This window comes from Catellatospora methionotrophica, assembly GCF_011297335.1.
In the GTDB taxonomy this organism is placed as follows: domain Bacteria; phylum Actinomycetota; class Actinomycetes; order Mycobacteriales; family Micromonosporaceae; genus Catellatospora; species Catellatospora methionotrophica.
Window position 1 is genome coordinate 246,429 of record NZ_JAAOTJ010000005.1, and the last position, 24,829, is coordinate 271,257.

General features: G+C 72.0%; 25 protein-coding genes. 13 read left to right on the top strand and 12 right to left on the bottom strand.

Going from position 1 to position 24,829, the window contains the following annotated elements:
* Positions 1–264: 264 nt before the first annotated feature.
* The 6 genes from HAV40_RS15600 (at position 265) to HAV40_RS15625 (ending at position 6,692) form a co-directional block, all read left to right on the top strand.
* Positions 265–2,100, top strand: a complete 1,836-nt coding sequence (locus tag HAV40_RS15600) for a phosphoenolpyruvate carboxykinase (GTP) (RefSeq protein WP_166381740.1) — start codon at positions 265–267, stop codon at positions 2,098–2,100.
* Positions 2,101–2,175: 75 nt separating this feature from the next.
* The gene (locus HAV40_RS15605; RefSeq protein ID WP_166381742.1) at positions 2,176–2,631 is read left to right on the top strand and encodes an RrF2 family transcriptional regulator; all 456 of its coding nucleotides are present in this window, start codon (positions 2,176–2,178) and stop codon (positions 2,629–2,631) included.
* A 29-nt stretch (positions 2,632–2,660) separates the two neighbouring features.
* Positions 2,661–3,431, top strand: a complete 771-nt coding sequence (locus HAV40_RS15610) for an isoprenyl transferase (protein ID WP_166381744.1) — start codon at positions 2,661–2,663, stop codon at positions 3,429–3,431.
* A gap of 190 nt (positions 3,432–3,621) precedes the next feature.
* Positions 3,622–4,329: an aggregation-promoting factor C-terminal-like domain-containing protein gene (locus tag HAV40_RS38455; RefSeq protein WP_239086541.1), complete on the top strand. Its 708-nt coding sequence runs from the start codon at positions 3,622–3,624 to the stop codon at positions 4,327–4,329.
* A gap of 159 nt (positions 4,330–4,488) precedes the next feature.
* Positions 4,489–5,781 carry a PhoH family protein gene (locus HAV40_RS15620; RefSeq protein ID WP_166381746.1) on the top strand — a complete coding sequence of 431 codons (1,293 nt, stop codon included), beginning with the start codon at positions 4,489–4,491 and terminating at the stop codon, positions 5,779–5,781.
* Positions 5,782–6,023: 242 nt separating this feature from the next.
* Entirely contained in the window at positions 6,024–6,692 is a 669-nt protein-coding gene (locus HAV40_RS15625; RefSeq protein ID WP_239086540.1) for an aggregation-promoting factor C-terminal-like domain-containing protein, read from the top strand.
* A 4-nt stretch (positions 6,693–6,696) separates the two neighbouring features.
* Here the strand turns inward: HAV40_RS15625 and HAV40_RS15630 are convergent, their stop codons facing one another.
* On the bottom strand, positions 6,697–7,332 hold the full coding sequence (locus tag HAV40_RS15630; protein ID WP_166381748.1) for a MerR family transcriptional regulator: 636 nt from the start codon (positions 7,330–7,332) through the stop codon (positions 6,697–6,699).
* A 65-nt stretch (positions 7,333–7,397) separates the two neighbouring features.
* Between HAV40_RS15630 and HAV40_RS15635 the strand changes: the two genes are divergently transcribed.
* From HAV40_RS15635 to HAV40_RS15645, 3 genes are read left to right on the top strand one after another with little or no spacing between them, the layout of a single operon-like run.
* Positions 7,398–7,880: a DUF4188 domain-containing protein gene (locus HAV40_RS15635; protein ID WP_166381750.1), complete on the top strand. Its 483-nt coding sequence runs from the start codon at positions 7,398–7,400 to the stop codon at positions 7,878–7,880.
* 58 nt (positions 7,881–7,938) lie between these two features.
* Complete coding sequence (locus HAV40_RS15640) at positions 7,939–8,733, top strand: S1 family peptidase (protein WP_239086538.1); 795 nt, start codon at positions 7,939–7,941, stop codon at positions 8,731–8,733.
* Between the two features lie 50 nt (positions 8,734–8,783).
* Positions 8,784–9,752 carry an NAD(P)/FAD-dependent oxidoreductase gene (locus HAV40_RS15645; RefSeq protein ID WP_239086536.1) on the top strand — a complete coding sequence of 323 codons (969 nt, stop codon included), beginning with the start codon at positions 8,784–8,786 and terminating at the stop codon, positions 9,750–9,752.
* A 145-nt stretch (positions 9,753–9,897) separates the two neighbouring features.
* Here HAV40_RS15645 and HAV40_RS15650 read toward each other — a convergent pair whose 3' ends face one another.
* Positions 9,898–10,821, bottom strand: a complete 924-nt coding sequence (locus HAV40_RS15650) for a carbohydrate kinase family protein (RefSeq protein ID WP_166381756.1) — start codon at positions 10,819–10,821, stop codon at positions 9,898–9,900.
* A 46-nt stretch (positions 10,822–10,867) separates the two neighbouring features.
* Positions 10,868–11,581 carry a TetR/AcrR family transcriptional regulator gene (locus tag HAV40_RS15655; RefSeq protein ID WP_166381759.1) on the bottom strand — a complete coding sequence of 238 codons (714 nt, stop codon included), beginning with the start codon at positions 11,579–11,581 and terminating at the stop codon, positions 10,868–10,870.
* A gap of 115 nt (positions 11,582–11,696) precedes the next feature.
* Between HAV40_RS15655 and HAV40_RS15660 the strand changes: the two genes are divergently transcribed.
* Positions 11,697–12,620: an NAD-dependent epimerase/dehydratase family protein gene (locus tag HAV40_RS15660; protein WP_166382022.1), complete on the top strand. Its 924-nt coding sequence runs from the start codon at positions 11,697–11,699 to the stop codon at positions 12,618–12,620.
* Positions 12,621–12,668: 48 nt separating this feature from the next.
* Here the strand turns inward: HAV40_RS15660 and HAV40_RS15665 are convergent, their stop codons facing one another.
* Both HAV40_RS15665 and HAV40_RS15670 read right to left on the bottom strand, forming a co-directional pair.
* Positions 12,669–13,658, bottom strand: a complete 990-nt coding sequence (locus HAV40_RS15665) for a hypothetical protein (RefSeq protein ID WP_166381761.1) — start codon at positions 13,656–13,658, stop codon at positions 12,669–12,671.
* A gap of 261 nt (positions 13,659–13,919) precedes the next feature.
* Positions 13,920–14,456 carry a DUF4245 family protein gene (locus tag HAV40_RS15670; protein WP_166381763.1) on the bottom strand — a complete coding sequence of 179 codons (537 nt, stop codon included), beginning with the start codon at positions 14,454–14,456 and terminating at the stop codon, positions 13,920–13,922.
* Positions 14,457–14,578: 122 nt separating this feature from the next.
* Here HAV40_RS15670 and glpX point away from each other — a divergent pair, with 122 nt between their 5' ends.
* Complete coding sequence (glpX, locus tag HAV40_RS15675; RefSeq protein ID WP_166381765.1) at positions 14,579–15,577, top strand: class II fructose-bisphosphatase; 999 nt, start codon at positions 14,579–14,581, stop codon at positions 15,575–15,577.
* 22 nt (positions 15,578–15,599) lie between these two features.
* Complete coding sequence (locus tag HAV40_RS15680) at positions 15,600–16,520, top strand: DMT family transporter (protein ID WP_166381767.1); 921 nt, start codon at positions 15,600–15,602, stop codon at positions 16,518–16,520.
* Between the two features lie 261 nt (positions 16,521–16,781).
* Here HAV40_RS15680 and HAV40_RS15685 read toward each other — a convergent pair whose 3' ends face one another.
* Both HAV40_RS15685 and xseA read right to left on the bottom strand, forming a co-directional pair.
* Positions 16,782–16,997 (bottom strand): exodeoxyribonuclease VII small subunit, encoded by a 216-nt coding sequence (locus tag HAV40_RS15685; RefSeq protein WP_166381769.1) that lies wholly within the window; start codon positions 16,995–16,997, stop codon positions 16,782–16,784.
* The gene (xseA, locus tag HAV40_RS15690) at positions 16,994–18,220 is read right to left on the bottom strand and encodes an exodeoxyribonuclease VII large subunit (RefSeq protein WP_239086535.1); all 1,227 of its coding nucleotides are present in this window, start codon (positions 18,218–18,220) and stop codon (positions 16,994–16,996) included. The genes HAV40_RS15685 and xseA overlap by 4 nt, the downstream gene beginning before the upstream one ends.
* Before the next feature lie 34 nt (positions 18,221–18,254).
* Between xseA and HAV40_RS15695 the strand changes: the two genes are divergently transcribed.
* Positions 18,255–19,226: a 4-hydroxy-3-methylbut-2-enyl diphosphate reductase gene (locus tag HAV40_RS15695; protein ID WP_239086530.1), complete on the top strand. Its 972-nt coding sequence runs from the start codon at positions 18,255–18,257 to the stop codon at positions 19,224–19,226.
* A 71-nt stretch (positions 19,227–19,297) separates the two neighbouring features.
* Here the strand turns inward: HAV40_RS15695 and HAV40_RS15700 are convergent, their stop codons facing one another.
* From HAV40_RS15700 to HAV40_RS15720, 5 genes are all read right to left on the bottom strand, one after another.
* Positions 19,298–20,509, bottom strand: a complete 1,212-nt coding sequence (locus HAV40_RS15700; RefSeq protein WP_166381775.1) for a SigE family RNA polymerase sigma factor — start codon at positions 20,507–20,509, stop codon at positions 19,298–19,300.
* A 161-nt stretch (positions 20,510–20,670) separates the two neighbouring features.
* Complete coding sequence (locus tag HAV40_RS15705; protein ID WP_166381777.1) at positions 20,671–22,116, bottom strand: S10 family peptidase; 1,446 nt, start codon at positions 22,114–22,116, stop codon at positions 20,671–20,673.
* Positions 22,117–22,162: 46 nt separating this feature from the next.
* Positions 22,163–22,717: a winged helix-turn-helix domain-containing protein gene (locus tag HAV40_RS15710; protein WP_166381779.1), complete on the bottom strand. Its 555-nt coding sequence runs from the start codon at positions 22,715–22,717 to the stop codon at positions 22,163–22,165.
* A gap of 173 nt (positions 22,718–22,890) precedes the next feature.
* Positions 22,891–23,340, bottom strand: coding sequence for a methylated-DNA--[protein]-cysteine S-methyltransferase (locus HAV40_RS15715; RefSeq protein WP_166381781.1), 450 nt, complete (start codon positions 23,338–23,340; stop codon positions 22,891–22,893).
* The gene (locus tag HAV40_RS15720; protein WP_239086529.1) at positions 23,337–24,782 is read right to left on the bottom strand and encodes a DNA-3-methyladenine glycosylase 2 family protein; all 1,446 of its coding nucleotides are present in this window, start codon (positions 24,780–24,782) and stop codon (positions 23,337–23,339) included. Before HAV40_RS15720 ends, HAV40_RS15715 begins: the two co-directional genes overlap by 4 nt.
* Positions 24,783–24,829 lie beyond the last annotated feature (47 nt).

The window sequence follows — 24,829 nt, forward strand, 5'->3', positions numbered from 1 at the left end:
GTGACCGGGCTCGCACGCGCCAGTGCCGTCGCGCGACAGTAACGCTTCAAGATCGAAAAGGGGATTTGCGGAAACGTGCGCGTTCGGCCGAAGAATCGTGCGCGAAGAAGCACTTGGACCGACGCTTGTGCACTTATTCACAAGGCGGGAACGGTCTCAGGCAACAAACCGGGCTTACGCTGAGGCCACATCCCGGACGACCCGCGGCCACCTGGCCGTCGTCAGTCGTATCCGTCGGTCAAAGACGACCACGAGGAGAACTCCATGACCGCGCCGGCAGTCATCGCAGGGCTTGACCAGCATCCGACCTCCCACCCGAGGCTGCTCGCCTGGGTGCGCCAGATCGCAGAGCTCACCACGCCGGACAGCATCGTGTGGTGCGACGGCTCCGAGGACGAGTGGACCCGGCTCACCGCCGAACTCGTCACCGCGGGCAGCCTGGTCCGCCTGGACCCCGTCAAGCGGCCCAACTCCTTCTGGGCGCGCACCGACCCCTCCGACGTCGCACGGGTCGAAGAGCGCACGTTCATCTGCTCGGTCGACGAGGCCGACTGCGGCCCCACGAACAACTGGATGGCCCCGTCCGAGATGAAGCAGCTCATGACCGAGCTGTACCGGGGCTGCATGCGCGGCCGCACCATGTACGTCATCCCGTTCTGCATGGGTCCGCTCGACGCCGAGAACCCCATGTTCGGCGTGGAGATCACCGACTCGGCGTACGTCGTGGCCAGCATGCGGATCATGACCCGGATGGGCACGAACGTGCTCGAGGCGATGGGCGAGACCGCGGACTTCGTGCCCGCCCTGCACTCGGTCGGCGCGCCGCTGGAGCCGGGTCAGGCCGACGTGCCGTGGCCGTGCTCGACCACCAAGTACATCTCGCACTTCCCGGAGACCCGCGAGATCTGGTCGTTCGGCTCGGGCTACGGCGGCAACTCGCTGCTGGGCAAGAAGTGCTACTCGCTGCGCATCGCCAGCGTGATGGGCCGCGACGAGGGCTGGCTCGCCGAGCACATGCTGATCCTCAAGCTGACCAACCCGGCCGGCAAGGTGCACTACATCGCGGCGGCGTTCCCGTCGGCGTGCGGCAAGACCAACCTCGCCATGCTGGAGCCGACCATCCCCGGCTGGAAGGTCGAGACCCTGGGCGACGACATCGCCTGGATGCGCTTCGGCGACGACGGCCGCCTGTACGCGGTGAACCCCGAGTACGGCCTGTTCGGCGTCGCGCCGGGCACGGACTGGAAGACCAACCCGAACGCGATGCGCACGCTCGCCGCAGGCAACTCGCTGTTCACCAACGTGGCCCGCACCGACGACAACGACATCTGGTGGGAGGGCATGGGCGAGCCCCCGGCCCACCTCACCGACTGGCACGGCGACGACTGGACCCCGGACTCCGACCAGGTCTCCAGTCACCCGAACTCGCGCTTCTGCGCGCCGATCACCCAGTGCCCGATCCTCGCGCCGGAGTACGACGACCCGCGGGGCGTGCCGATCTCGGCGATCCTGTTCGGCGGCCGCCGCAAGACGACGATCCCGCTCGTCAGCCAGTCCCGCGACTGGGTGCACGGCGTCTTCCAGGGCGCGACCCTGTCGTCGGAGACCACCGCCGCCGCGGTCGGCCAGGTCGGCGTGGTGCGCCGCGACCCGATGGCGATGCTGCCGTTCATCGGCTACCACGCCGGCGACTACTTCCGCCACTGGATCGCCATGGGCAAGGGCGTCGACGGCAACGCCGACAAGCTGCCCAGCATCTTCTACGTCAACTGGTTCCGCCGTGGTGACGACGGCCGCTTCCTGTGGCCCGGATTCGGCGAGAACTCCCGGGTGCTCAAGTGGGTCGTCGAGCGCCTGGAGGGCGAGGGCGGTGCGATCGAGACCCCCGTCGGCTTCGTCCCGCGCGCCCAGGACCTCGACCTGACCGGGCTGGACGTCCCCACTGCGGACATCGAGCTGGCACTGGAGGTCCGCCCCGACGAGTGGACCGCCGAGATCCCGCAGATCACCGAGTGGTTCGACAAGTTCGGCGACAAGCTCCCGGCCGTCCTCTGGTCCGAGCTCGACGCGCTCAAGGCCCGCCTCAACGTCACCGAGTGACGTTTCGACGAGGATCTTGGCACAACCTCGCAGGCCCGCTGACGATGTCGGCGGGCCTGCGGGCATCATGGGGGTGTGCAGATCTCGGCTAGAGGCGACTACGCGGTCCGGGCCGCTCTGGAGCTGGCCAACGCGTACCCGGCGACCATCTCGGCACAGGCGCTCGCGGACGTTCAGGGGCTGCCCCGCAAGTTCCTCGAAGCCGTGCTCGCCGACCTGCGGCGCAGCGGAGTGATCCACGCCGTGCGAGGCGCCGACGGCGGTTACAGCCTCAGCTCGCCGCCCGCCGAGGTGACCATCGGCATGGTGCTGCGGGCCGTCGACGGGCCGCTGGCGGGCGTACGCGGCCACCGCCCCGAGCAGACCAGCTACACCGGCACCTCCACCCACCTGCCGCTGGTCTGGGTCGCGGTGCGCTCCGCGGTGCGCAGCGTCGTCGACGAGGTGACCCTCGCCCAGGCCGTCACCGGCCAGCTGCCCGAGGCCGTCCGAGATCTGACCACGGTCCCGGACGCCTGGCAGCCGCGCTGATCAGCGCCACCGGCGTTAGGCTGCCCAGGATGAAACTCCGCGACCTCGTCTACTCCGTGTATGAACGCCGCCTCATCCAGCTGCTGGCGGGCAAGCCGCGGCCCCGCCACGTCGGCGTCATGTGCGACGGCAACCGCCGCTGGGCGCGCGACATGGGCTACGTGGACCCCAACGACGGCCACCGGGTCGGCGCGGCGCGGATCAAGGAACTGCTGCGCTGGTGCGACGAGGCGGGCATCGCCCACGTCACGCTGTACCTGCTGGCCACCGACAACCTGCGCCGCCCGGCCGCCGAGCTGGACCCGCTGCTGGAGATCATCGAGGACCTGAGCACCGAGCTGGCCGAGGACGGCAACCCCTGGCAGCTGCGCATGGTCGGCGCGCTCGACCTGCTGCCCGCCGACACCGCCGCCGCGCTCAAGGCCGCCCAGGAGCGCACGGCGGGTCGCCAGGGCGGGGCGCACGTCAACATCGCGGTCGGCTACACCGGCCGCCGGGAGATCGCCGACGCGGTGCGCTCGCTGCTGCAGGAGCACGCCAAGGCCGGTGCCACGCTCGAGGAGGTGGCCGAGAAGCTGGACGTCGAGCACATCGCCGAGCACCTCTACACCCGCGGCCAGCCCGACCCGGACCTGATCATCCGGACCAGCGGCGAGCAGCGCCTGTCCGGCTTCCTGCTGTGGCAGTCGGCGCACTCGGAGTTCTACTTCTGCGAGCTGAACTGGCCGGACTTCCGGCACGTGGACTTCCTGCGCGCGCTGCGGGCGTACGCCGGTCGCCAGCGCCGCTTCGGTGCGTGAGACTCAGGGTTTTCCACCCATAGCCCGAGTCCGATTCCTCCACCTCTCCTACCTGCGCTCCCGTTGAGAATGTGACCTGATTCACGTTCGACGTGACGGACTTGGCACGCCGCCGGAAAACCCGGCAGGGTCCCTGACCAGCGCCTTCCTCCCCCGGAGGCGCGGCAACCCCCTACGAAGGGACCGACTCGTGTCGACACCCCGTGACCCTCTGCTGGGCCGCCACCGTGAACTCCGTCAGCGCAGCGGCCCGGCCCGCCTGCTGGCCGTCCACTCCCGAAAGATCGCCCTCGGCGTGCTCTGCGCCGCCGTGCTCGGCGCGGTCGGCTACGGCGTCGCCGCCAAGCCCGACGCCGGCTCCGTGAGCGCCGAACTGGCCGCGGCCCGTGCCGCCGAGGCCGCGGCGGCCACCCGCGACTACGACCGCCTCCTGGCGGCGTCCCCGACGCCGAGCGCCGAGGCCGTCCCCACCCCGAGCGCGAGCGCGACCCGGGCCAACACGCCGAAGGCGAACCGTCCCGCCACGCCGAAGCCGAAGCCGAAGCCGACGGTGCAGCGCACCGCCGCGACGCCCACCCCGACCTCGTGCAAGAGCTTCTCCGGCAACCAGCTCACGGCCTGCAAGCTGCTGCCGAGCTTCGGCTTCGCGTACAGCCAGATGAGCCCGCTGGTGAAGCTGTGGAATCACGAGAGCGGCTGGAACCACAAGGCCGAGAACTCCGGCTCCGGGGCGTACGGCATCCCGCAGGCGCTGCCCGGCAGCAAGATGGCGAAGTTCGGCGACGACTGGAAGACCAACCCCGCCACGCAGATCAAGTGGGGCCTGGACTACATCAAGAACCGGTACGACACGCCCGCCGGCGCGTGGGCGCATTTCGAGGATGTCAGCTGGTACTGAAACGCCGATTCGCCGCTCGTTTCACGACGTTCAGTCACGCTGCGGCTACGTGAAGCGAGCGGCGGCATCCCCCGACCGGATGATGCCAGGATCGGCGGATCGTCGGACTGATCGCGAAGACATGCTGGCCAAACGGGTTTCTTGCGGTTAGCGTGAGTCATGGTCGATGTCCCGATACGAACGTACGTACTCGACACCTCCGTGCTGCTGGCCGACCCGGCCGCGATCCGCCGCTTCTCCGAGCACAACGTGGTGCTGCCGCTCGTGGTCATCTCCGAGCTGGAGGGCAAGCGGCACCACCCGGAGCTCGGCTGGTTCGCCAGGCAGTCGCTGCGACTGCTCGACGATCTTCGGGTCAAGCACGGCAGGCTGGACGTGCCGCTGCCGGTGAACGACGCCGGCGGAACTCTGCGAGTGGAGCTCAACCACTCCGACCCGCAGATACTGCCCAGCGGCTTCCGCAACGACACGAACGACGCCCGCATCCTCGCGGTCGCGCTCGGTCTGGCGGCCGACGGGCAGCAGGTGACCCTCGTCAGCAAGGACATGCCGTTGCGGGTGAAGGCCGCCGCGGTGGGCCTGGCGGCCGACGAGTACCGGCATGACCAGGCGGTAGACCCGACCTGGTCCGGTCTGGCGGAGGTGGACCTGACGGATGCCCAGATGGCCGCGCTCTACGGCGGCGAGGACATCGACCTGGACGAGGCGGCGGGGCTGCCCGTCCATACGGGACTCATCCTGCACGCCGGGCGCGGTTCGGCGCTCGGGCGCGTGCACACCGACAAGACGGTGCGGCTGGTCCGCGGCGACCGGGAGGCCTTCGGCCTGCGCGGGCGTTCGGCGGAGCAGCGCATCGCGCTCGACCTGCTGCTCGACGACAGCGTCGGCATCGTCTCGCTGGGCGGCCGGGCCGGCACCGGCAAGTCGGCGCTGGCCCTGTGCGCGGGGCTGGAGCAGGTGATGGAGCGGGGCAAGCACAAGAAGGTCATCGTCTTCCGTCCGCTGTACGCCGTCGGCGGCCAGGAGCTGGGCTACCTGCCCGGCACCGAGGCGGAGAAGATGTCGCCGTGGGCGCAGGCGGTGTTCGACACCCTCGGTGCGCTGGTGCACGACAACGTCCGCGACGAGGTGCTGCAACGCGGCATGTTGGAGGTGCTGCCGCTGACCCACATCCGCGGCCGCAGCCTGCACGACGCCTTCGTCATCGTCGACGAGGCCCAGTCGCTGGAACGGGGCGTGCTGCTCACCGTGCTCTCGCGCATCGGCGCGGGTTCGCGGGTGGTGCTCACCCACGATGTGGCGCAGCGCGACAACCTCCGGGTAGGGCGCCACGACGGTGTCACAGCGGTGATCGAGACCCTCAAGGGGCATCCGCTGTTCGCCCACGTGACGCTGACCCGGTCGGAGCGTTCGGCCATCGCCGAAGTGGTGACCGATCTCCTGGAGGAGTGATTCCGTCCTGATTTGACCCTCTATGGAGTGTGACCGGGGCCACAGTCATCCAGCCGGGCGACGACAGGCCCCGGTCCACTGCGCAAGGGTGGGCATCGAGCGCCCTTGCATCCGGCGTGTCCGGTGTGCCGCCCCCCGCGGCCGCCGTGTGGCGCCCCGGCTGCCCGGCACGGCGCTCCCCTGGGACCGTCCATCCCCTGCACTCGGGACGGACCGGGGCCCCGCCGCCGAGAGGATCCTCCGTGTTCCGGCAACGCAGCGTCCCCCGCAGCACCCACCCCGCGACCGGCCGTCTGATCGCGCGCACGCTGGCAGTGCTGACCCTGCTGGGCGGGACGGCCGGCGCGATGCGCCTCGACGAGGCGGGGCAGTCCCAGAACGACGGGTCCGCCGCGGGCCACCAGGCGCAGACCGTCGCGCAGGCCGAGTCGGCCGCGCTCACCCTGCAGCAGCACCAGCAGCTCGCCGCGGCCAAGGACCGCGCCGCGGCCGAGGCCAAGGCCGCCGCGGCCCGCGCCGCCGCGGTGGAGAAGGAGATCAGCCGCCGTGGGGCCGCCCGGACCACCACCCCGGTCGACTTCGGGCCCATCCCCAAGAGCTGCCAGGAGTTCACCGGCAACCGCGCGATCGGGTGCGCGCTGGTGCTCGCCGCAGGCATGGACCTGACCCAGATGGCCTGCCTGAACAAGCTGTGGACCCGGGAGTCCGGATGGAACCCCAAGGCCCACAACAAGAGCTCCGGGGCGCACGGCATCCCGCAGGCGGTGCCCGGCAACAAGATGGCGAAGTACGGCGCCGACTGGGAGACCAACCCGGCCACGCAGATCAAGTGGGGCCTGGAGTACATCAAGAACCGCTACAAGACGCCGTGCGGCGCGTGGCAGCAGTCCGAGGAAGAGGGCTGGTACTGACCCGTCAGCCGGGCGGCTCGGTGAGCCCCGCGCTGGTGTGCTCCTGAGCCAGCCGGCGCAGCGCGGTCAGCACCGCCTCGCCGAGCACGGTCCCGGTGACCAGGCCCTCCACCATGGAGGCCCGGTCGCCGCGCGCCAGCACGAGGCCGACCTCCTGCACGGCCAGCCGTTCGGTCGCCTCGGCGTAGCCGTCGACCATCGCCAGCATGTCCTGCTGCCCGAGCTCGCGCAGTGCCGCGATGGCGTCGGCGAGCTGGTCCAGCGCGGGCGCGTGCTCGTGCACCCGCCAGCCCCGGTCGGCCACGATCCGCGCGGCCTCCTCCCGGGCGGCCTGCCAGGCCGGACCGCCGCGATCGGCCCTCGGCACGCCCGCGATCGCCTCGTGCGCGGTGCCGAGCAGGTGGTGGCCGGGTAGTTCGCCGTCGTCGACGGCCAGCAGGACCTGCCGCACCCCGGCCACGCTGAGGTTGCCGACGTCGATCAGCGCACGGATCAGCCGCAGCCGGCGAAGGTGTGTCACGTCGTATTCGGCCTGGTTGCGGCCCGTCGAGCGGCCTGCGGGCAGCAGCCCTTCGCGCAGGTAGTACTTGACCGTGGGCAGCGACACGCCGCTGTGGCGGCTCAGCTCGGAAATCTTCATCGCGGTTGACGATAACCGACCGGATAGCGGATAGTGATACTATCCAGTTATCGGAGGGGAGAGTCATGGCAGCCGTGTTCCCGGGCCGCATGTCGGCCGACATCGAAGGCGATTTCGTGGTCTTCCTGATCGGCATGCGGTTCAACAAGCCTTGGAAGATCCACCAGTGGTGGGGCGCGCTCACCGCGATGCCGCGCATGCTGCGCACCCTCGCCCAGCGGCCCGAGCTCGGCCTGCTCGCGGTCGAGTACGCCATCACGCCCCGTGGCCCGCTGACCATCCAGTACTGGCGCAGCGTCGAGCAGTTGGAGGCGTTCGCCAAGGACGCCGCACTGCCGCACCGCCCGGCCTGGCACGCCTTCAACAAGGCGGTCGGCGGCAACGGCGACGTGGGCATCTGGCACGAGACCTACCTGGTGGCAGCGGGCCGTTACGAGGTCCTCTACGCCAACATGCCGCCGTTCGGCCTGGCGCGGGCCGGTGAGCACGTGCCGATGGCGCGCAAGGGCGATACCGCGGCCGCCCGCCGAGGAGCTTCAGCAACATAAAGGATTAATCACCCAAACACGCTAATATCGGCATCACCATCGACCTCGGAGGATGCTGATGCGGGCGATCGCGCTGTTCTTGTGCGTGACGGCGATGGCCGCGACGGTGGCGTCGCCCGCCGTGGCCCGGCCGGACGACCCGCCCCGGGCCGAGGTGATCGGCGGTACGCGCGCCGGGGCGGGCGAGTTCCCCTGGATGGTCCGCCTGAACAACGGCTGCGCCGGCACCCTGGTGCGCACCCAGTACGTGCTGACCGCCGCGCACTGCGTCGGGCGCACCGGGTCCAACACGTCGATCACGGTGACCGCGGGCGCGGCCGATCTCGGCTCCAGCCGGACGGTCCAGGTGCGCAGCAGCCAGGTCTGGCGGGCCCGCGGCTTCTCCGACGTGACCCGCGGCGACGACTGGGCCGTGATTCGGCTGGCCCGCCCGGTGGACGGGCCGGTCGTCGCGCTGCCGTCCGGCAGTGCGCTGGACGGCGGCACGCTCACCGCGGTCGGCTGGGGAACGACCCGCGAGGGCGACCGCACCCAGCAGCGCTACCTGCGCAAGGTTCAGGTGCCGTACGTCGGGGACGACGCCTGCGGCAAGATCTACCGCTCGCAGGGGTACGGCTTCACCGACGCGGACATGATCTGCGCCGGTGACCTCAAGCGCGGCGGCAAGGACAGCTGCCAGGGCGACTCGGGCGGTCCGCTGCTGCGCCGCGACGGCACGCGATGGGTGCAGGTCGGCATCGTCAGCTGGGGTGTGGGGTGCGGCCGCGCGGCGTACCCCGGGGTCTACACCCAGGTGTCGCACTTCGCCGCGGATATCAACGCGGCCATTGAGGAGAACGCCCCGCGCGGTTAGGTTCACCCCAGGAGTGAACGAGTCAGATGGCTCGATCCAGAGGAGGCGGCGTGAGCGAGCGTGGCGAGGTCGATGTCGCGATCATCGGGGCGGGGCCGACCGGCCTGTTCGCGGCGTACTACGCCGGGTTCCGGGGGCTGAGCACGCTGGTCGTCGACGCGCTGCCGGAGGCCGGCGGGCAGGTCACCGCCATGTATCCGGAGAAGATGATCTTCGACGTGGCCGGGTTCCCCGCGGTGCGCGGACGCGAGCTCATCGCGAACCTGGTGGCGCAGGCGGGCGCGTTCTCGCCGCAGTACCGGCTCGGCGTGCAGGCGGCGGCACTGACCTACACCGACGGCATGCCTGTGCTCGGGCTCGGCGACGGCACCGAGGTGCGCTGCGGCGCGGTGCTGATCACCGGCGGGCTGGGCTCGTTCACCCCGCGTCCGCTGCCCGCCGCGACCGGCTTCACCGGCACCGGCATCATCTTCTTCGTGCCGGACCCGACGAGCCTGGCCGGCAAGCACGTGGTGATCGTGGGCGGCGGCGACTCGGCGTTCGACTGGGCGCTGGCGCTGGCCGGGGTCGCCGCGAGCGTCACCCTGGTGCACCGGCGCGACAAGTTCCGGGCCCATGCCGCGACCGTGGCGCGGGTCCGGGCACTGCCGGTGCGCATCGAGATCAACAGCCAGGTCACCAAGATCCTGGGCAACGGCCGGGTCGAGTCGGTCGAGCTCAACGGCACCGAGGAGATCCCGGCCGACGTCGTGGTCGCCGCGCTCGGCTTCACCGCCGACCTGGGACCGCTGGCGATGTGGGGTCTGGCCCTGGACAAGCGGCACATCACCGTCGACTCCACGATGGCCACCAACCTGCCGCGCATCTTCGCCGCCGGCGACATCGTGGAGTACCCCGGCAAGGTCCGGCTCATCGCGACCGGCTTCGGCGAGGCCGCCACGGCCGTCAACAACGCCGCCATCGTCATCGACCCCGCCGCCCACCTCTTCCCCGGCCACTCCTCCGAGGACGTCGTCTGACCCTGGCCGAGCCGCCACGCCGTGATGATCGTCGTTTCGGGTCAAAAAGTGGAGCGAGACCCGAGGTTTTGACCCGAGACGGCGATCTCGGCGGTGGCAGGGCTGCCGCGGCCGGGGGGGATGGCGGCCGGGTGGTGGGTCGGAGTCAGATGAGCTGGAAGGCGCGGAGTTCGTCGAGGGTGGGCGGGTCGGCGCCGGGGCGGGTGCAGGTGAGGGCGGCGGCGTCGCACATGTGGCGCAGCATCAGGCGCAGTGTCTCCGGGGCGAGTTCGCGCTGGAGCTGGTCGCCGAGGCGGCCGGCGTCGTGCAGCCAGGCCAGCAGCGCGCCCATCGCGGTGTCGCCCGCGCCGATGGTGTCGATCATCGTGATGGCGGGGGCGGCGACGGTCACCTCCGTGGTGGCGGTCAGCGCCACCGCGCCCGCGTCGCCGTGGGTCAGCACCAGCAGCCGCGGCCCGGCGGCCAGCCAGCGGCGGGCCGTCTCCATCGGGGGCACGTGCGGGTACGCGTGGGTCAGGTCGCCCTCGCTGGCGCGTACCAGGTGGGCCAGCTCGACGAGGCGTTCGAGCCGGACCAGCGAGTCGGGGCGGGCCAGCGCGACGCTGCGTACGTTCGGGTCGAAGGTGATCGTGCACCGGTCGCGGTGGCGCAGCGCCCAGCGCTCCAGCGTGTCCGCGCCCGGCGGCAGGAACGCGGCCAGCGAGCCGATGTGGATGGTGCTGCCGTCGGGCAGTTCGGGCAGCTCGCGCTCGCGCCAGCCGAAGTCGGCCGCCCCGGCCAGCCAGAAGTCGTAGCGCGCCTCGCCGTCCTCGTCGACGGTGGCCAGTGCCAGCGCCGACGGCTGGGCCGTGGCGACCAGGTACTGCGTGTCGACGCCGGACGAGGTGAGCCGTCGGCCGAACGCGGCGCCGAAGGAGTCACGGCCGACCCGCGCCGCCATCGCCACCGGCGCGCCGAGCCTGGCCGCCGCGATGGCGGTGTTGGCGGGGCCGCCGCCGAGCGCGGCGCGCAGCAGGGCCTCCCCGGCGGGGACTAGGTCGACTACTTGCTCTCCGGCTACCACGATCACTGGGACAGTCTGGCGGCCCCGCGCCGGGCGGGCAATGCCGCACCCGTCACCGCAGGCCGACGTACACGGCCATGACGCGCAGCTGGCGGTCGAAGAAGTTCCGGCGGCTGCTCTCGATCATGTTCTGGAGGCGGCCGAACAGCTCGAACGTGACCGTGCCGAACAGCTGGATCCAGGCGGTGATGCCGCGCGACAGCACCTCCCGGGGCACGTCCGGGCACACGGTCGCGGCGATGCGGTCCAGTTCGGCGCCGAGTTCCGGTGGCAGCGGCAGCACGATGCCGCCGCCCGGCACGGGGTCGGCCACGGTGAGCGTGCCCGCGGCGACACCGTCGGCGAGCAGGGCGAGGATGACGTTCGTGGTGCGGGCGGCCGGGCCGACGGTGGTCTCCGGGGCCCGGTAGCCGGGCACCGGCGAGCCGTAGATCAGGGCGTACTCGGCCGGGTTGGCCAGAGCCCAGTCCCGGATGCCGTGGCCCGTGGCCAGCCACCGGCCGAGCAGGTCGGACCGGTCGACGGCCGCCTCGGCGGTCTCGGCCGCCTCGCCCAGCTCGTCGTAGCAGTCGATGATCAGCGCGGTGAGCAGGTCGTCGCGGCTGGGGAAGTAGCGGTAGACCGCCGACGAGACCATGCCGAGCTCCCGGGCCACGGCGCGCAGCGACAGGTTGGCCCCGTCCGTGGCGAGCTGCTGTCGCGCGATGGCCTTGATCTCGCTGGTCAGCTCGTCGCGTACGCGGGCCCGGATGCTCTTGGCGGTCATGTCGGAGAGCATAACAACAAAACGAGAGCACTGCTCTTGACAGCGACGCGCGGGAAAGTGTTCACTGTTGGCAACAGAGAGCACTGCTCTCGAAATGAATCACAGATCTGGGGAGATGGACATGCACGTCATCGTCGGCGCGGGACCCGTCGGATCCGCCACCGCACTGCTGCTGGCCGAGCGCGGCGAGCAGGTCCGGGTCATCACCCGCCGGGGCACCGGCCCGCAGGCCCCCGGTATCGAACTGGTGACCGCCGACGCCACCGACGCGGCCCGCCTCGCCGCCCTGACCACGGGCGCGACAGCCCTCTACAACTGCGCCAACCCGGCCTATCACCGCTGGCTGACCGACTGGCCGCCGCTGGCCGCCGCGCTGCTGCACGCCGCCGAGACGTCCGGCGCGGTCCTGGTCACCATGAGCAACCTGTACGGCTACGGCCCCGTCACCGGCCCGATCACCCACGACACCCCGCTGGCCGCGACCCACCCGAAGCTCGCCCTGCGGGTGCGGATGTGGCAGGACGCGCTGACCGCGCACCGGGCCGGGCGGCTGCGCGCCGTCGAGGCACGGGCCAGCGACTTCGCCGGTCCGGGCTCCTACGGGGTGCTGAACGAGATGGCGCTGTCGCGCACCGCGAAGGGCGGCACGGCGTACGTCATGGGCGACCCGGACGCCCCACACAGCTGGACCGCGATCGACGACGTGGCCCGCACCCTGGTCGCGCTCGCCACCGACGAGCGGGCCTGGGGCCAGGCCTGGCTGGTGCCCACGCCGCCCCCGGTCTCGATCCGCCAGGCCGCGCAGCGGGCCAACGAGCTGATCGGCCTGCCCACCGCCAGAGTGCGCCGGGTGCCGTACGCGGTGCTGTGGGCGGCGGGCCTGTTCTCGACCATGCTCAAGGAGATGCGGACCACGCACTACCAGTTCGCCGCACCGTTCACGATGGACAGCTCGCACACCGAGCAGGTGTTCGGCCTCAAGCCGACGCCCCTGGACGACACCCTCGCCGCCACTGCCGCGTCCTACCGCGACGCCTGATGCACGTGAACGATCAGGGGCGGGGTGCTCACCCGCCCCTGATCGTTTTCACGCCAGTTTCGCGCGGGCCTCCGTGGCACGAGCCTCCAGCGCCGCCCACGCGGCGTCCAGCTCGGCCAGCTGGTCGGCGTGGTCCTCGGTGAACGCCGCCAGCTCGCCCTGGGCGAGGCTCATCGCGCCGGACCAGGCCGGGGTGCGGCAGGTGGCGTCGGCCTTGACCGCGTCCTGCTGGTACGCCTGCGCGTGCGGCATCAGCGACGACTCGGGCCGCAGCGGCACACCCTGGTCGTCGGCGAACTTCGCGCTCACCGCCGCGTACAGCTCACCGACGGTGTGCACGCGGTAGCCGAGCTTGCCCATGCAGGACGAGTAGAACTCCATCCGCGACGCGATGTCGAGGTCGCCGCCGATCCGGCGCAGCATGTCGAGGAACTCGGCGTCCAGGTCACCGCTGACGGCCGGCGTACCCACCTCGGGCTGGCCCTCGATCGGCGGCTCGCACATCAGCACGCTGTCGTCGTAGAGCCGCTTCTTGGCCGCCGACAGCCGCTTGTAGGACGGGTCCCTCGGCCGCTCCGCCGCGACGGGCTCCTCGGCGACCGTCTGCGGGATCAGCGTGAGGGCGTCCTGCGCGCCGGGGTCGACGACGGCGGACACCTCGGTCGGCAGCAGCAGGCGCGAACCGTCGGTGAACGGCTCGGCGAACGGCGCGAGCGTGTACTTGAAGCCCGACGACTTCATGCACTCGCGCACCGGCTCCTCGCGGGCCACGTGGGCGATCACCAGTGCGGCGGTGCGCTGCGCGGGGGTGCCCTGGATGCGCTCGTACAGCGCCCGCAGGTCGGCGGCGACCGCGGTGGCCTCGTCCCTGGACAGCGACGGCCGGTGTGCCGCGGCCGCGCAGGTGACCAGCGCGAACACGGCCAGCCCGGCGGCGATCGCCGCGTCGGCCCGGTTGCCGCGACGGCCGGCGGGTCGCCTGCCCGACAGGGCCCGGCGCCGGGCGCGCGAAGGTTCCGGGGAAGGGTGAGCAGTCATGGTGATGTCCTCGTGGCTTCGCGGCGCAGAGCGGGCCCGTGCGGGGTCGTGGCCCGCGCGGCACGAGAGCGTCTCGCGACGGCGCGGCGGGCGGGTATCACCGTAGTCGTTAACAAATACCCCCGGCGTCCACCTGTACGGCGGAGGGGGTCCCCGGATCGTCTGGTCCCGGCTCGCCCGGCGCGGCATAAATGGTGAGGGAAATCCGACAGAGGTGTTCCGCCGGATCGCCGTCCGGCCGACTGCTCGGGCGGTACCCCGTCAGCGGGGGGTGATGGCCGCGGCCAGCCCGGTGAGGTCGGCGCCCTGGCCGACCAGGAGCGTGGTGGTGTTGCCGGCGGTGCGGGCCAGCACGGTCTGCTCGTCCGGCGCGCGGAAGCGCTGCCAGGTCACGGTGCCCACCACGGTCTCGCCGTCCGGCTGGGCCTTGCCGTCCAGCTCGTCCTTGACCAGGGCGTCCAGTGCGGTGCGGGACTGCACCAGCCGGGCGCCGTTGTTGTCGGGGTCGAGGTAGCCGATGCGCAGCACGCCCGGCTCCCACTTCGCCGTCACGGTCTGCCACCCGTCCGGGGCGGCCAGCGGCAGCGGGGCGAACGAGGCCCGCCCGGCGCTGGCGATCGCGTTCGCCGGATCGACCGTCACGGCGGTGTCCCAGCCGTAGAACAGCCGGTAGCCCAGGACGATCAGCAGCACCGGGACCAGCAGGATGCCGAGGGACAGGGCCATGTCCCTGGGGGTGCGGCCACCCGACGCGGGCACGGACGCCTGCTCGGTCTGCTCGGTCTCCACGCTGCTCACCCCCCCATCTTGACCGATGTCACAGGTCACACCGTCACGAGGTCACCTGATCGCAACATCCCGAACGTACGTTCAGGCCGGGGCATGACAGGATCAGTTCAGCCGATCGTAGGAGGAGCAGCATGGCCACCCGTACTCCGCAGGATCTCGACCGGAACCTGGCACTCGATCTCGTCCGGGTGACCGAGGCGGCGGCCATGGCCGCGGGCCGCTGGGTCGGCCGGGGCGACAAGGAGGGCGGCGACGGTGCGGCCGTCGACGCCATGCGCAAGCTGATCAACTCGCTGCCGATGGCGGGCACCGTGGTCATCGGCGAGGGCGAGAAGGACAACGCCCCGATGCTGTTCAACGGCGAGCGGGTCGGCGACGGCAGCGGCCCCGAGGTCGACGTCGCGGTGGACCCGATCGACGGCACCACGCTGATGAGTAAGGGCATGCCGAACGCGCTGGCCGTGCTGGCCGTCGCCGAGCGCGGCGCGATGTTCGACCCCAGCGCCGTCTTCTACATGGAGAAGCTGGTCGTGGGCCCCGAGGCGGCCGACGTCATCGACATCACCGCCGGCTGGACCGAGAACCTGCGCCGCATCGCCAAGGCCAAGCGGGTACGCGTGTCCGACCTGACCGTCTGCATCCTCGACCGGCCCCGGCACGCCGACCTGATCCGCGAGGTACGCGACGCGGGCGCCCGGATCAACTTCATCTCCGACGGCGACATCGCCGGGGCGATCTACGCCGCGCGGGAGAACTCCGAGGTCGACGTGCTGATGGGCATCGGCGGCACGCCCGAGGGCATCACCGCCGCGTGCGCGCTCAAGTGCCTCGGCGGCGCGATGCAGGCCCGGCTGTGGCCGACCGACGACGCCGAGCGGGAGCGGGCCGTCGCCGCCGGACACGACCTGGACCGGGTGCTCACCAACGACGACCTGGTCACCGGCGAGAACGTGTTCTTCGTGGCGACCGGTGTCACCTCCGGCGACCTGCTGCGCGGCGTGCGCTACCGCGACAACGGGGCGTACACCCAGTCGATCGTCATGCGGTCGAAGTCGGGCACCATCCGCGTCATCGACTCGTACCACCGCCTGGAGAAGCTCGCCGGCTACTCGGTGGTCGACTTCGCGTGAGCACGTACTCCGAGGTCCGGCCGTGACCTTCGGGCCCGGCCGGGCCGTCGGTGTCGCGCTGGCCGTGCTCGGCGGCAGCTGCCTGGCCCTGCAGTCCCGCATCAACGGCGAACTCGGCCACCAGCTCGGCGACGGCATCGCCGCCGCCACGGTCTCGTTCGGCGTCGGCCTGGCCGTGCTGCTGCTGGCCCTGCCGTGGATGCACCGGGGCGTACGCGCCATCGCCACCGCCGTCCGGGACGGCGGGCTGCGCTGGTGGCAGTGCGTCGGCGGAGCCTGCGGCGCGTTCCTGGTCACCACCCAGGGCCTCACCGTGCCCTGGCTCGGCGTCTCGATCTTCATCGTGGCGCTGGTCGCCGGGCAGTCCGCGTCGAGCCTGGCCATGGACCGGCTCGGGATCGGCCCCGGCGGCCCGCGCCTGATCACCCGCAACCGCGCGTTCGGCGCGCTGCTGTGCGTGGTCGCCGTGGTCATCGCGGTCGGCGGCAGCTTCGGCGACCCGCGCTCGCTCGGCTTCGCGGCGCTGCCGCTGCTGGCCGGGATCGGCGTGGCCTGGCAGCAGGCCGTCAACGGCCGGGTGGCGCTGGCCGCCCGCTCCCCGTGGCCCGCGACCCTGCTGAACTTCGCGGTCGGCTCGGTCGCGCTGCTGGTCGCGCTCGGCATCGAGTCGGCGATCCGCGGCGGCGGCCCGCCCGGCACGTTCCCCGCCGAGCCCTGGCTCTACGTCGGCGGCCCGCTCGGCATCGTGTTCATCGCGATCTCGGCCGCCGTCGTACACCGCATCGGCGTACTCCTGCTCGGCCTGGGCATGATCGCCGGCCAGATCCTCGGCGCCCTCGCCATCGACGCCGTCATCCCCGGCCCCGCCGGCCGCCCCGACCTGCTCACCCTCGCCGGCGCCGCCCTAACCCTCCTCGCCGTCCGCATCGCCTCCCGCACCTAACCCACCAGGCCACCCCCACCGACCCCTCACCCCTGCCCACACTCACGCCGCACCCGCCCACCACCCGCCCACCCGCCGCTCGCGTCGGGCCCGCCCACCTGCCGCAACTCTTAAGGAGTCGCGGCTTAGGGAGCGTCTGTGGCCGCGACTCTTTAAGAGTTGCGACCGAGGAGGCGCCGCCGCGTGGCGGCGTGGCGGCGCGCGGTGGCGCGACGGCGCGCGTGGCGGTGGTGTGGGCGCGGTGGCGTGATGTGGGGTGGGTCAGGAGGAGGCGGCGTCGAGTTTGGCTTTGGCGCCGTCGAGCCAGCGCTGGCAGACGGCGGCGAGGTGTTCGCCGCGCTCCCAGAGGGCCAGGGACTCCTCCAGGGTGCCGCCGCCGGACTCCAGCTTCTGCACCACCTCGGCGAGTTCGCCGCGGGCCTGCTCGTAGGTCAGTTCCTCGGCGGCGGGGGCCGCGGCCTCGGTGCGCTTGCTCATGCCTTCTCCTCGTCGGTGGTGGTCACGGTGGCGGCCAGCTCGCCCTCGGCGAGGCGTACCCGCAGGACGTCGCCGGGCGACGCCTCGGAAGCGGCGCGCAGGACGTGGCCGTCGGCGCGCTGGACGATGGCGTACCCCCTGGTCAGCGTCGCGGCGGGGGACAGTGCACGGAGCCGGGCCAGGGTGTGTGTGAGGTCGCCCTCGGCCCGGTGCACCCGGTGGGTCAGCGCCCGCGCGGCCCGGTCGCGCAGCGCCGCCACGTCGGTCGCCCGGTTCTCGATCATCTGGTATGGCTTCGCGAGCGCGGGCCTGCTGCGCAGGCTGTCGAGGCGCTGCTGCTCACGCTCGACGCGGTGCCGCATCGCCCGGTTCACCCGTCCGCGTGCCTGCTCGATCAGGCGAATCTCGTCACCCAGATCGGGGACCACCCGTTTGGCGGCATCCGTCGGCGTCGACGCCCGCACATCAGCGACCCAGTCCACCAGCGGAGTGTCCGGTTCATGCCCGATCGCGGAGATCACCGGTGTACGGCACGCGAACACCGCCCGGCACAGCGCCTCGTCGCTGAACGGCAGCAGGTCCTCGACCGCCCCGCCGCCGCGAGCCATGATGATCACGTCCACGTTCTCGTCGTTGTCCAGCGACTGCAGCGCCCCGATGATCGACGGGACCGCCGTCGGCCCCTGCACGGTGACGTTGACCACGCGGAAGTCCACGGCGGGCCAGCGGCGGCGCGCGTTGCTGAGCACGTCGCGCTCGGCGGCGCTGGCACGTGCCGTGATCAGGCCGATCCGGCGCGGCAGGAACGGCAGCCGCCGCTTGCGGCGCGGGTCGAACAGCCCCTCGGCGTGCAGCAGCTTCTTCAGCTGCTCCAGGCGGGCCAGCAGCTCGCCGACGCCGACCTGGCGGATCTCGTCGGCCCGCAGGCTCAGCGTGCCGCGCTGGGCGAACCACTCCGGCTTGGCGTGCAGCACCACCCGCGCACCCTCGCTGAGCTGCGGCGCGCCGCTGTCGAGCACGTCCCGGCTGGCGGTGACGGTCAGGCTCAGGTCGGCTGAGGGGTCGCGCAGGGTGAGGAAGACCGTCGCCGAACCCGGTCGCCGGGACAGCTGTGCCACCTGCCCGTCAACCCAGATCCAGCCCAGTCGCCCGATCCAGGCATTGATCTTCTGGCTGACCACTCTTACGGGCCACGGCTGCTCCGCCGAGCTCTGCTCCGTCACAGGGCTCACCTTAGGCCGACGGTACGATGGTCGGGTGATCGAGACTCCTCGCAAGCGTGTCCTGCTGGCCAAGCCCCGTGGTTACTGTGCCGGCGTGGACCGCGCCGTGCAGACCGTGGAGGAGGCGCTGAAGCTCTACGGCGCCCCCATCTACGTACGCAAGGAGATCGTGCACAACAAGCACGTCGTCACCACCCTGCAGGCCAAGGGCGCCATCTTCGTCGAGGAGAACGAGGAGGTCCCCGAGGGCTCCACCGTGATCTTCTCGGCGCACGGCGTCGCCCCGGTGGTGCACGACCAGGCGCGCGAGCGCAACCTCAAGGCCATCGACGCCACCTGCCCGCTGGTGACCAAGGTCCACCACGAGGCGAAGCGGTTCGCGGCGGAGGACTACGACATCCTGCTCATCGGGCACGAGGGGCACGAGGAGGTCATCGGCACGGCCGGTGAGGCTCCCGAGCACATCCAGCTCGTCGACGGCCCCGAGGGTGTGGACGCGGTGACCGTGCGCGACCCGAGCAAGGTCGTCTGGCTGTCGCAGACCACGCTCAGCGTCGACGAGACCATGGAGACCGTGGCCCGGCTCAAGGAGAAGCTGCCGCTGCTGCAGTCGCCGCCCAGCGACGACATCTGCTACGCGACGCAGAACCGCCAGCAGGTGATGAAGCAGATCGCTCCCGAGTGCGACGTGATCCTGGTGGTCGGCTCGCGCAACTCGTCGAACTCGGTCCGCATGGTCGAGGTCGCCGTGAACGCGGGTGCGCGCCAGGGCCACCTGATCGACTTCGCCCATGAGATCGACCCGGCCTGGCTGGAGGGCGCGACGACGGTCGGCCTGTCCTCCGGCGCGAGCGTCCCCGAGGAACTGGTCGCCGAGGTGCTGGTGCGCCTGGCCGAGTTCGGCTTCGCCGACGTCGAGGAGGTCGTCACGGTGCAGGAGCGCCTGATCTTCTCGCTGCCCCAGGAACTCAAGCGCGACATGAAGGCCGCCGCGGCCTCCTCCTGACCCGTACGAAGGAAGGGCACCTTCTTATCGCGTATGCGATGTGGAAGGTGCCCTTCCTTCGTGTCCGGGCGTCAGGGGCAGGGGCTGTCGCCGCCGCCGAGCCTGTTGCCGCCGAAGGCGCTGCCCTGGTCGGCTACGGGGATGGTGTCAGGGAAGCTGACCGCGTTGCGGCCGTAGTACCAGGCACCGCCGCACGCGGTGAAATCGATCGAGGCCGACCAGGTCGGCGCGGTCGTGTTCAGGTTCTGCGTGCCGTGGCCCGCCAGTTGCAGCACGTCGCCGACCAGGGTGTAGCTGGCCCACCACACGGCCCGCTGGCCGCCGCAGAACTCCAGCTTGCCGTCGACCGCCTCGGCGGTGAACGTGACGGTGCCGCCGCTGTCGGCGGCCGTGACGTTCACCGACGGCACGCAGGCCGGAGACGGTGAAGGCGTGGGGGACTTGGACGGCGTGGTGGCGGGCGGGTTGCCCGGCCGCGGCGTCGTGCCCGCCCGCGTCGGGGTGGGCGTCGGCCTGCCGCGGGAGGCGCTGGGCGCGGGGCTCGGCGGGGCGGTCGTGCCGCTCGGTGTCGGGAGCGGTTCCTCCGAGGCGGACGGTTCGGGCCACGCGATGTCGGGGGTGGCGCTGGCGGAGACCTCCGGCGCGGCGCTGCCCCCGGCGGGTTCGGCGGTCCACTTCGTCACCACCACGACGCCGACCACCAGCAGGGCGACCGCCCCGACGGCGACCAGCGCGCCGGTACGGCGTGGCCGGCGCGTGGCGGGGAGCGAGTGCGACGCCCGTTTCGGCTGGTGGGGCTCGGCCCGCGAGCGCGGCACCGCGATCTCCCAGCCGGTGCACAGCTGCCCGAACAGGGCGGCGGGGTCCTGGCCGGGCAGCGAGTTGGCCAGGTGCTCCAGGGCCTCGTCCCACTGCGCGGCGGGGATGGCGGTCGCGCCGAGCGCGACGTACTCGTGCGAGGGCACGTCGGCCAGCAGCAGCACGACCGTACGGCGGGTCGCGGGGTCGAGCACGGAGAGCGCGGCGACCATGGCGGGGCTGGTGCCGTCGTCACCGGGCCGCGACGTGCCGAGCCAGCGCTCGTCGACCCGCTGCCACGCCTCCTGGCGGGCCCAGCGGATCGGGTCCTCCTGGCGCTCCAGCCGGGTCCACCGGCTGCCCGCCAGGCTGAACACCTCCTGGGCTATCTCCGCCGAGGCGTCGCGGTCTCCGGTGAAGGCATAGATCTCGGCGGAGATCCGGGGCTGCCAGATCTGCTGAAACTCCCGGAAATCGGACGACACTGAAGCTCCTCAATAGACACGGCGAACCGAGCCTAGATGCGATCGGCCATATGTGGATCATCCGAACCGGTGATTTACCCGACCTGCAGGGCTCCACCCGCCCGGCACGGCGGTGCGACCGGCTCCCGCGCCGTTCGCCCGCCCGCGCCGGGCAGGTGGGGTCAGGCCGTGACGAAATCCGCCAGGTGCTGAGCCTGAGCCAGGCGGCTCGGCTCGTGCACGTACATCATGTGACCGGCCTCGTAGTACTTGAACTCGATGTTGCCGCGCAGCTCGGCGGGGATCTCCAGGTGCGCGAACGTGTGCTCGGAGGCGTAGTAGGGCGTCGCGCCGTCGAAGTAGCCGCAGGCCACCTGGACCCGCAGGTGCGGGTTGGCGCGCATCGCGGCGGCGAGCTTGTCGGCCACGTTGACGTGCTGCCCCTCGAACTCCTTGAACGACCACGGGTGCACGTCCCCGGTCAGCGTCTTGTACGGCAGGTCGTTGCGGTAGCCGAGGTCCGTGGCCAGGTACTGGTTGATCGCCGCGGTGTACGGCCCCATGATCGCGTCCATGGACGGGTCGCTGGACCACTGCTCGCGCCCGTAGTCGGCGTCCCAGCCGAGGAAGCGCCCGTCCAGGCGGCCCACCGTACGGCGGCGCGAGCGCAGCAGCTCGGTGAAGAAGCGCACGTGCTCAGGGCGCAGGTCGATGCGGTCCACGTAGTCGGGGTCCAGGCCGGTCAGCCGGGCCAGCGTGCCGGCCGCCGCGGTGCGCTCGGCCGCCGACAGCCGCGCGCCCCGGGCCAGCGCCCACGGGTAGGACCGGTCGGCGAACTCCTCGGCCTCGGCCAGCACCTCGCGCAGCGGCCGGTCGCCGTGCAGCCCGTGGTAGTGGGCGATCGCCGCGTACGTCGGCAGGAACAGCGGGTACGCCAGGTCAAGGTGCGGATGGAACTCCAGGGTGCCGATGTTGAGCACGCTGGAGATCAGCATCAGCCCGTTGAGCCACATGCCGTGCCGGTCCTGCAGGTGGTGGGCCAGCGCCGCGGCGCGCAGCGTGCCGTACGACTCGCCGCACAGGTACTTCGGCGACGTCCACCGGCCGTGCCGGGACGTCCACAGCCGAATCAGCTCGCCGACGCTCTCCACGTCACCGGTGAAGCCGTGGTGCTCCTTGCTCTTGCCGCCCTTGACCGCGCGGGAGTAGCCGGTCGACACGGGGTCGATGAAGACGAGGTCGGCATGGCGCAGCAGCGTCTCGGCGTTGTCGGCCAGCGCGTACGGCGGGCCGGTCAGCGCGCCCGCGTCGCCCATCACGACCCGGCGCGGCCCGAGCACGCCCAGGTGCAGCCACACGCTGGACGAGCCGGGGCCGCCGTTGAAGGCGAACACCACCGGCCGGGTGGCCGGGTCGGCCCCGTCCAGCGTGTACGCGACCATGAACATCTCTGCCTTGGCCCGGTGTCCGTCGAACGCGTCGTCGGTGTGCCCCTCGGCGCGCACCACGACGCGTCCTGCGGTGGCGGTGTAGCGCAGCCCGGCGACCTCGTGATGGGTGACGCTGAGGTCGTCGGCGGGCTCGGCGGCCGGGGTGGCCGCGCCGCTGTTCTTCTGCTCGTCTGCCATGGCGACAGACCCTACTGCGGCAGGGCGCGGCGCGGCGCGGTCGGCCTCAGGCGGCCCGGCGCAGCCCGATCCCGTTGCCCGGCTCCAGCCGGTAGCCGAAGCCGTGCACGGTGGCCAGGCCGGTGCCGTGCACGCCGAGCTTGGCGCGCACCCGGCGCACGTGCACGTCGACGGTGCGCTCGCCGCTGAACTCGTGCCCCCAGACCGCCCGCATCAGCTGCAGCCGGGTGAACGCCGCGCCGGTGTGGCGTACCAGGAAGAACAGCAGCTCGAACTCGCGGCGGGTGAACCGCACCGGCTGCCCCTGCACGGTCACCGTGCGGCTCGTCGGATCGATGAGCACGAGGTTTTCCGGCAGCGGGGGTGCCACCGGCAGCTCGGGCGGCGCGATCTCGCCGTCCCAGACCGTGTCGCGTAGCGGCTCGGCGTCGGCCAGCGCGTGTACCAGCCGGGTCGCCGCGGTCGCCGCGTCGGGGCCGGTCAGCTTGAGGGTCAGCGTCACGGTGAGGGGTTCGTCCCCGTCGGCCGCGATGGCGGCGGCACGGCGGACGGTCGGAAGCTGCGTGTCGGTGTACGCGGGCTCGGTGAGCATGACTGTCATATCGGAACTCCTGGTCGTTGCGGGTCGGGTGGGCAGGTGTGCGAATCCACTGCGACATCGGAACGTTCGCGGCACGGGACCCTCCACGAGCGACTCAGCAATTACCTGGACAGCGTAACTCGATAACTCCTATCGGGCTAGTAGGAAATACGTGAACCAGCGTGAGTCGGGTCTCAGCGGTGCGCCGACTCGTGCTCCAGCAGCCACCGCTTGACGTCCAGCCCCCAGCGGTAGCCGCCCAGGCTGCCGTCGGTGCGCAGCACCCGGTGGCACGGCACGATCAATGCGATCTGGTTACGGGCACAGCCCTGCGCCGCCGCGCGCACCGCCGCCGGGCGGCCCGTCAGCTCCGCCAGGCGGCGGTACGAGACCGGCCCGTCCAGCGTGCGCAGCATGTCCCAGCACTGCTCCAGGTAGGCCGGTCCGTGCTGGCTGACCGCCACGCCGTCCAGTGCGGCCAGGTCGCCGCCGAAGTACGCGCGCACCGCGGCGACCGCCGCGGCGGGCACCTCACCGGGCGCGGCCCACACGGACGGCAGCGTCGTGTCGAAGGCCGCCGCCGTGACGGCCGTGCCGTCACCGGTCATCGTGAACGGCCCGGCCGGGGTCTCAATCGTGATCATGCTGCTCTCCAGAGTCGGATCTGTGCGTACGAACGCCACGGCCGCCAGCGTTCGGCGTGCCGGGCCAGTTCCACGGGGTCGTCGGGCAGGCCGAGCGCCTTCGCGCCGCGCCGGGTGCCCAGGTCGGTGGTCAGCAGGACGTCGGGATCGCCCAGCGCCCGCAGCGCGATGTAGTCGGCGGTCCATGGCCCCACCCCGGGCAGCGCCAGCAGCGCCTCCCTGGTCGCGGCCCGGTCGCTGCCCGCGTCCAGCCGCAGCCCGTCGCGCACCGCCTCGGCGACCGCGCGCAGGGTGCGCCGCCGGGACGCGGGCATCGAGAACGCCTCGTCGGGCAGCGCCAGCAACTCCTCCGGCGTCGGAAAGAGCCTGGTGGGCAGGTCGGACCGGTCAGCCGCGGCCTCGGCGGGTGGCAGGAGCCGGGCCAGCACGGTACGCGCGCCCGCCACGCTGATCTGCTGCCCCACCACGGCCCGCACCGCCATCTCGAACCCGTCCACGCTGCGCGGCAGCCGCACCCCCGGCTCGGCGGCCACGGCCGTGGCCAGCGCCGGATCGGCGGCCAGCACGGCGTCCACGGCGGCCGGGTCGGCGTCCAGGTCCAGCAGCCGACGGCAGCGCGCCACCGCGGGCGTCAGATCCCGCATGTCCGCCAGCCGCAACGCGGCCTCGACGAACCCCGAGCCCACCCCCGTCTCGCCACCGTGCGGCGCGGGAGTGCCGGGCCACAGCGTGACCGTCGCCATGCCGTGCGGCAGGCTCATCGACCGGCTGTACCGCCCGTCCTCGTAGACGTCGACCCCGCTGATCGTGCGCGCCCCGAGGAAGCCGAACAGCGCCTCGCCGTGCAGCGGAGCGCGGTAGCTCAGCCGCAGCGACAGCACCCCGTCGACCGGAGCCGCCTCGCGCCGCAGCGTGGAGGGCGCGCACCCGTACACCTCCCGGAAGGTGTCGTTGAACTGCCTGATGCTGCCGAATCCCGCCGCGAACGCGATCTCCGACAGCCCCAGCCCCGTCTTCGTGATCAGGGTCTTCGCCGTCTGCGCCCGCTGGGTCCGCGCCAGCGCCAGCGGCCCCGCCCCCAGCTCATCACTGAGCAGCCGGTTCAGGTGCCGCTCGGTGTACCCGAGCCGGGCCGCCAATTCCGGCACCCCGCCCCGGTCCACCACCCCGTCCCCGATCAGCCGGACCGCCCGCGCCGTCACATCGGCCCGGTTGTCCCACTGCGGCGACCCCGGCACCGCGTCCGGCGCACACCGCCGGCACGCCCGGAACCCGTTGCGCGCCGCGGCGGCCGCACTGACGAAGTACTTCACGTTCTCCGACTTCGGCGTACGCGCCGGACAGGACGGCCGGCAATAGATCCCCGTCGACGTCACCCCGAACCAGAACCGCCCGTCGAACCGCGAGTCCCGGCTGCTCACCGCCCGGTAATAACTCTCCACGCCTTCCACCCTGCCCGCCTGCCCGCCGACCTGCTAGCGGAAATCGG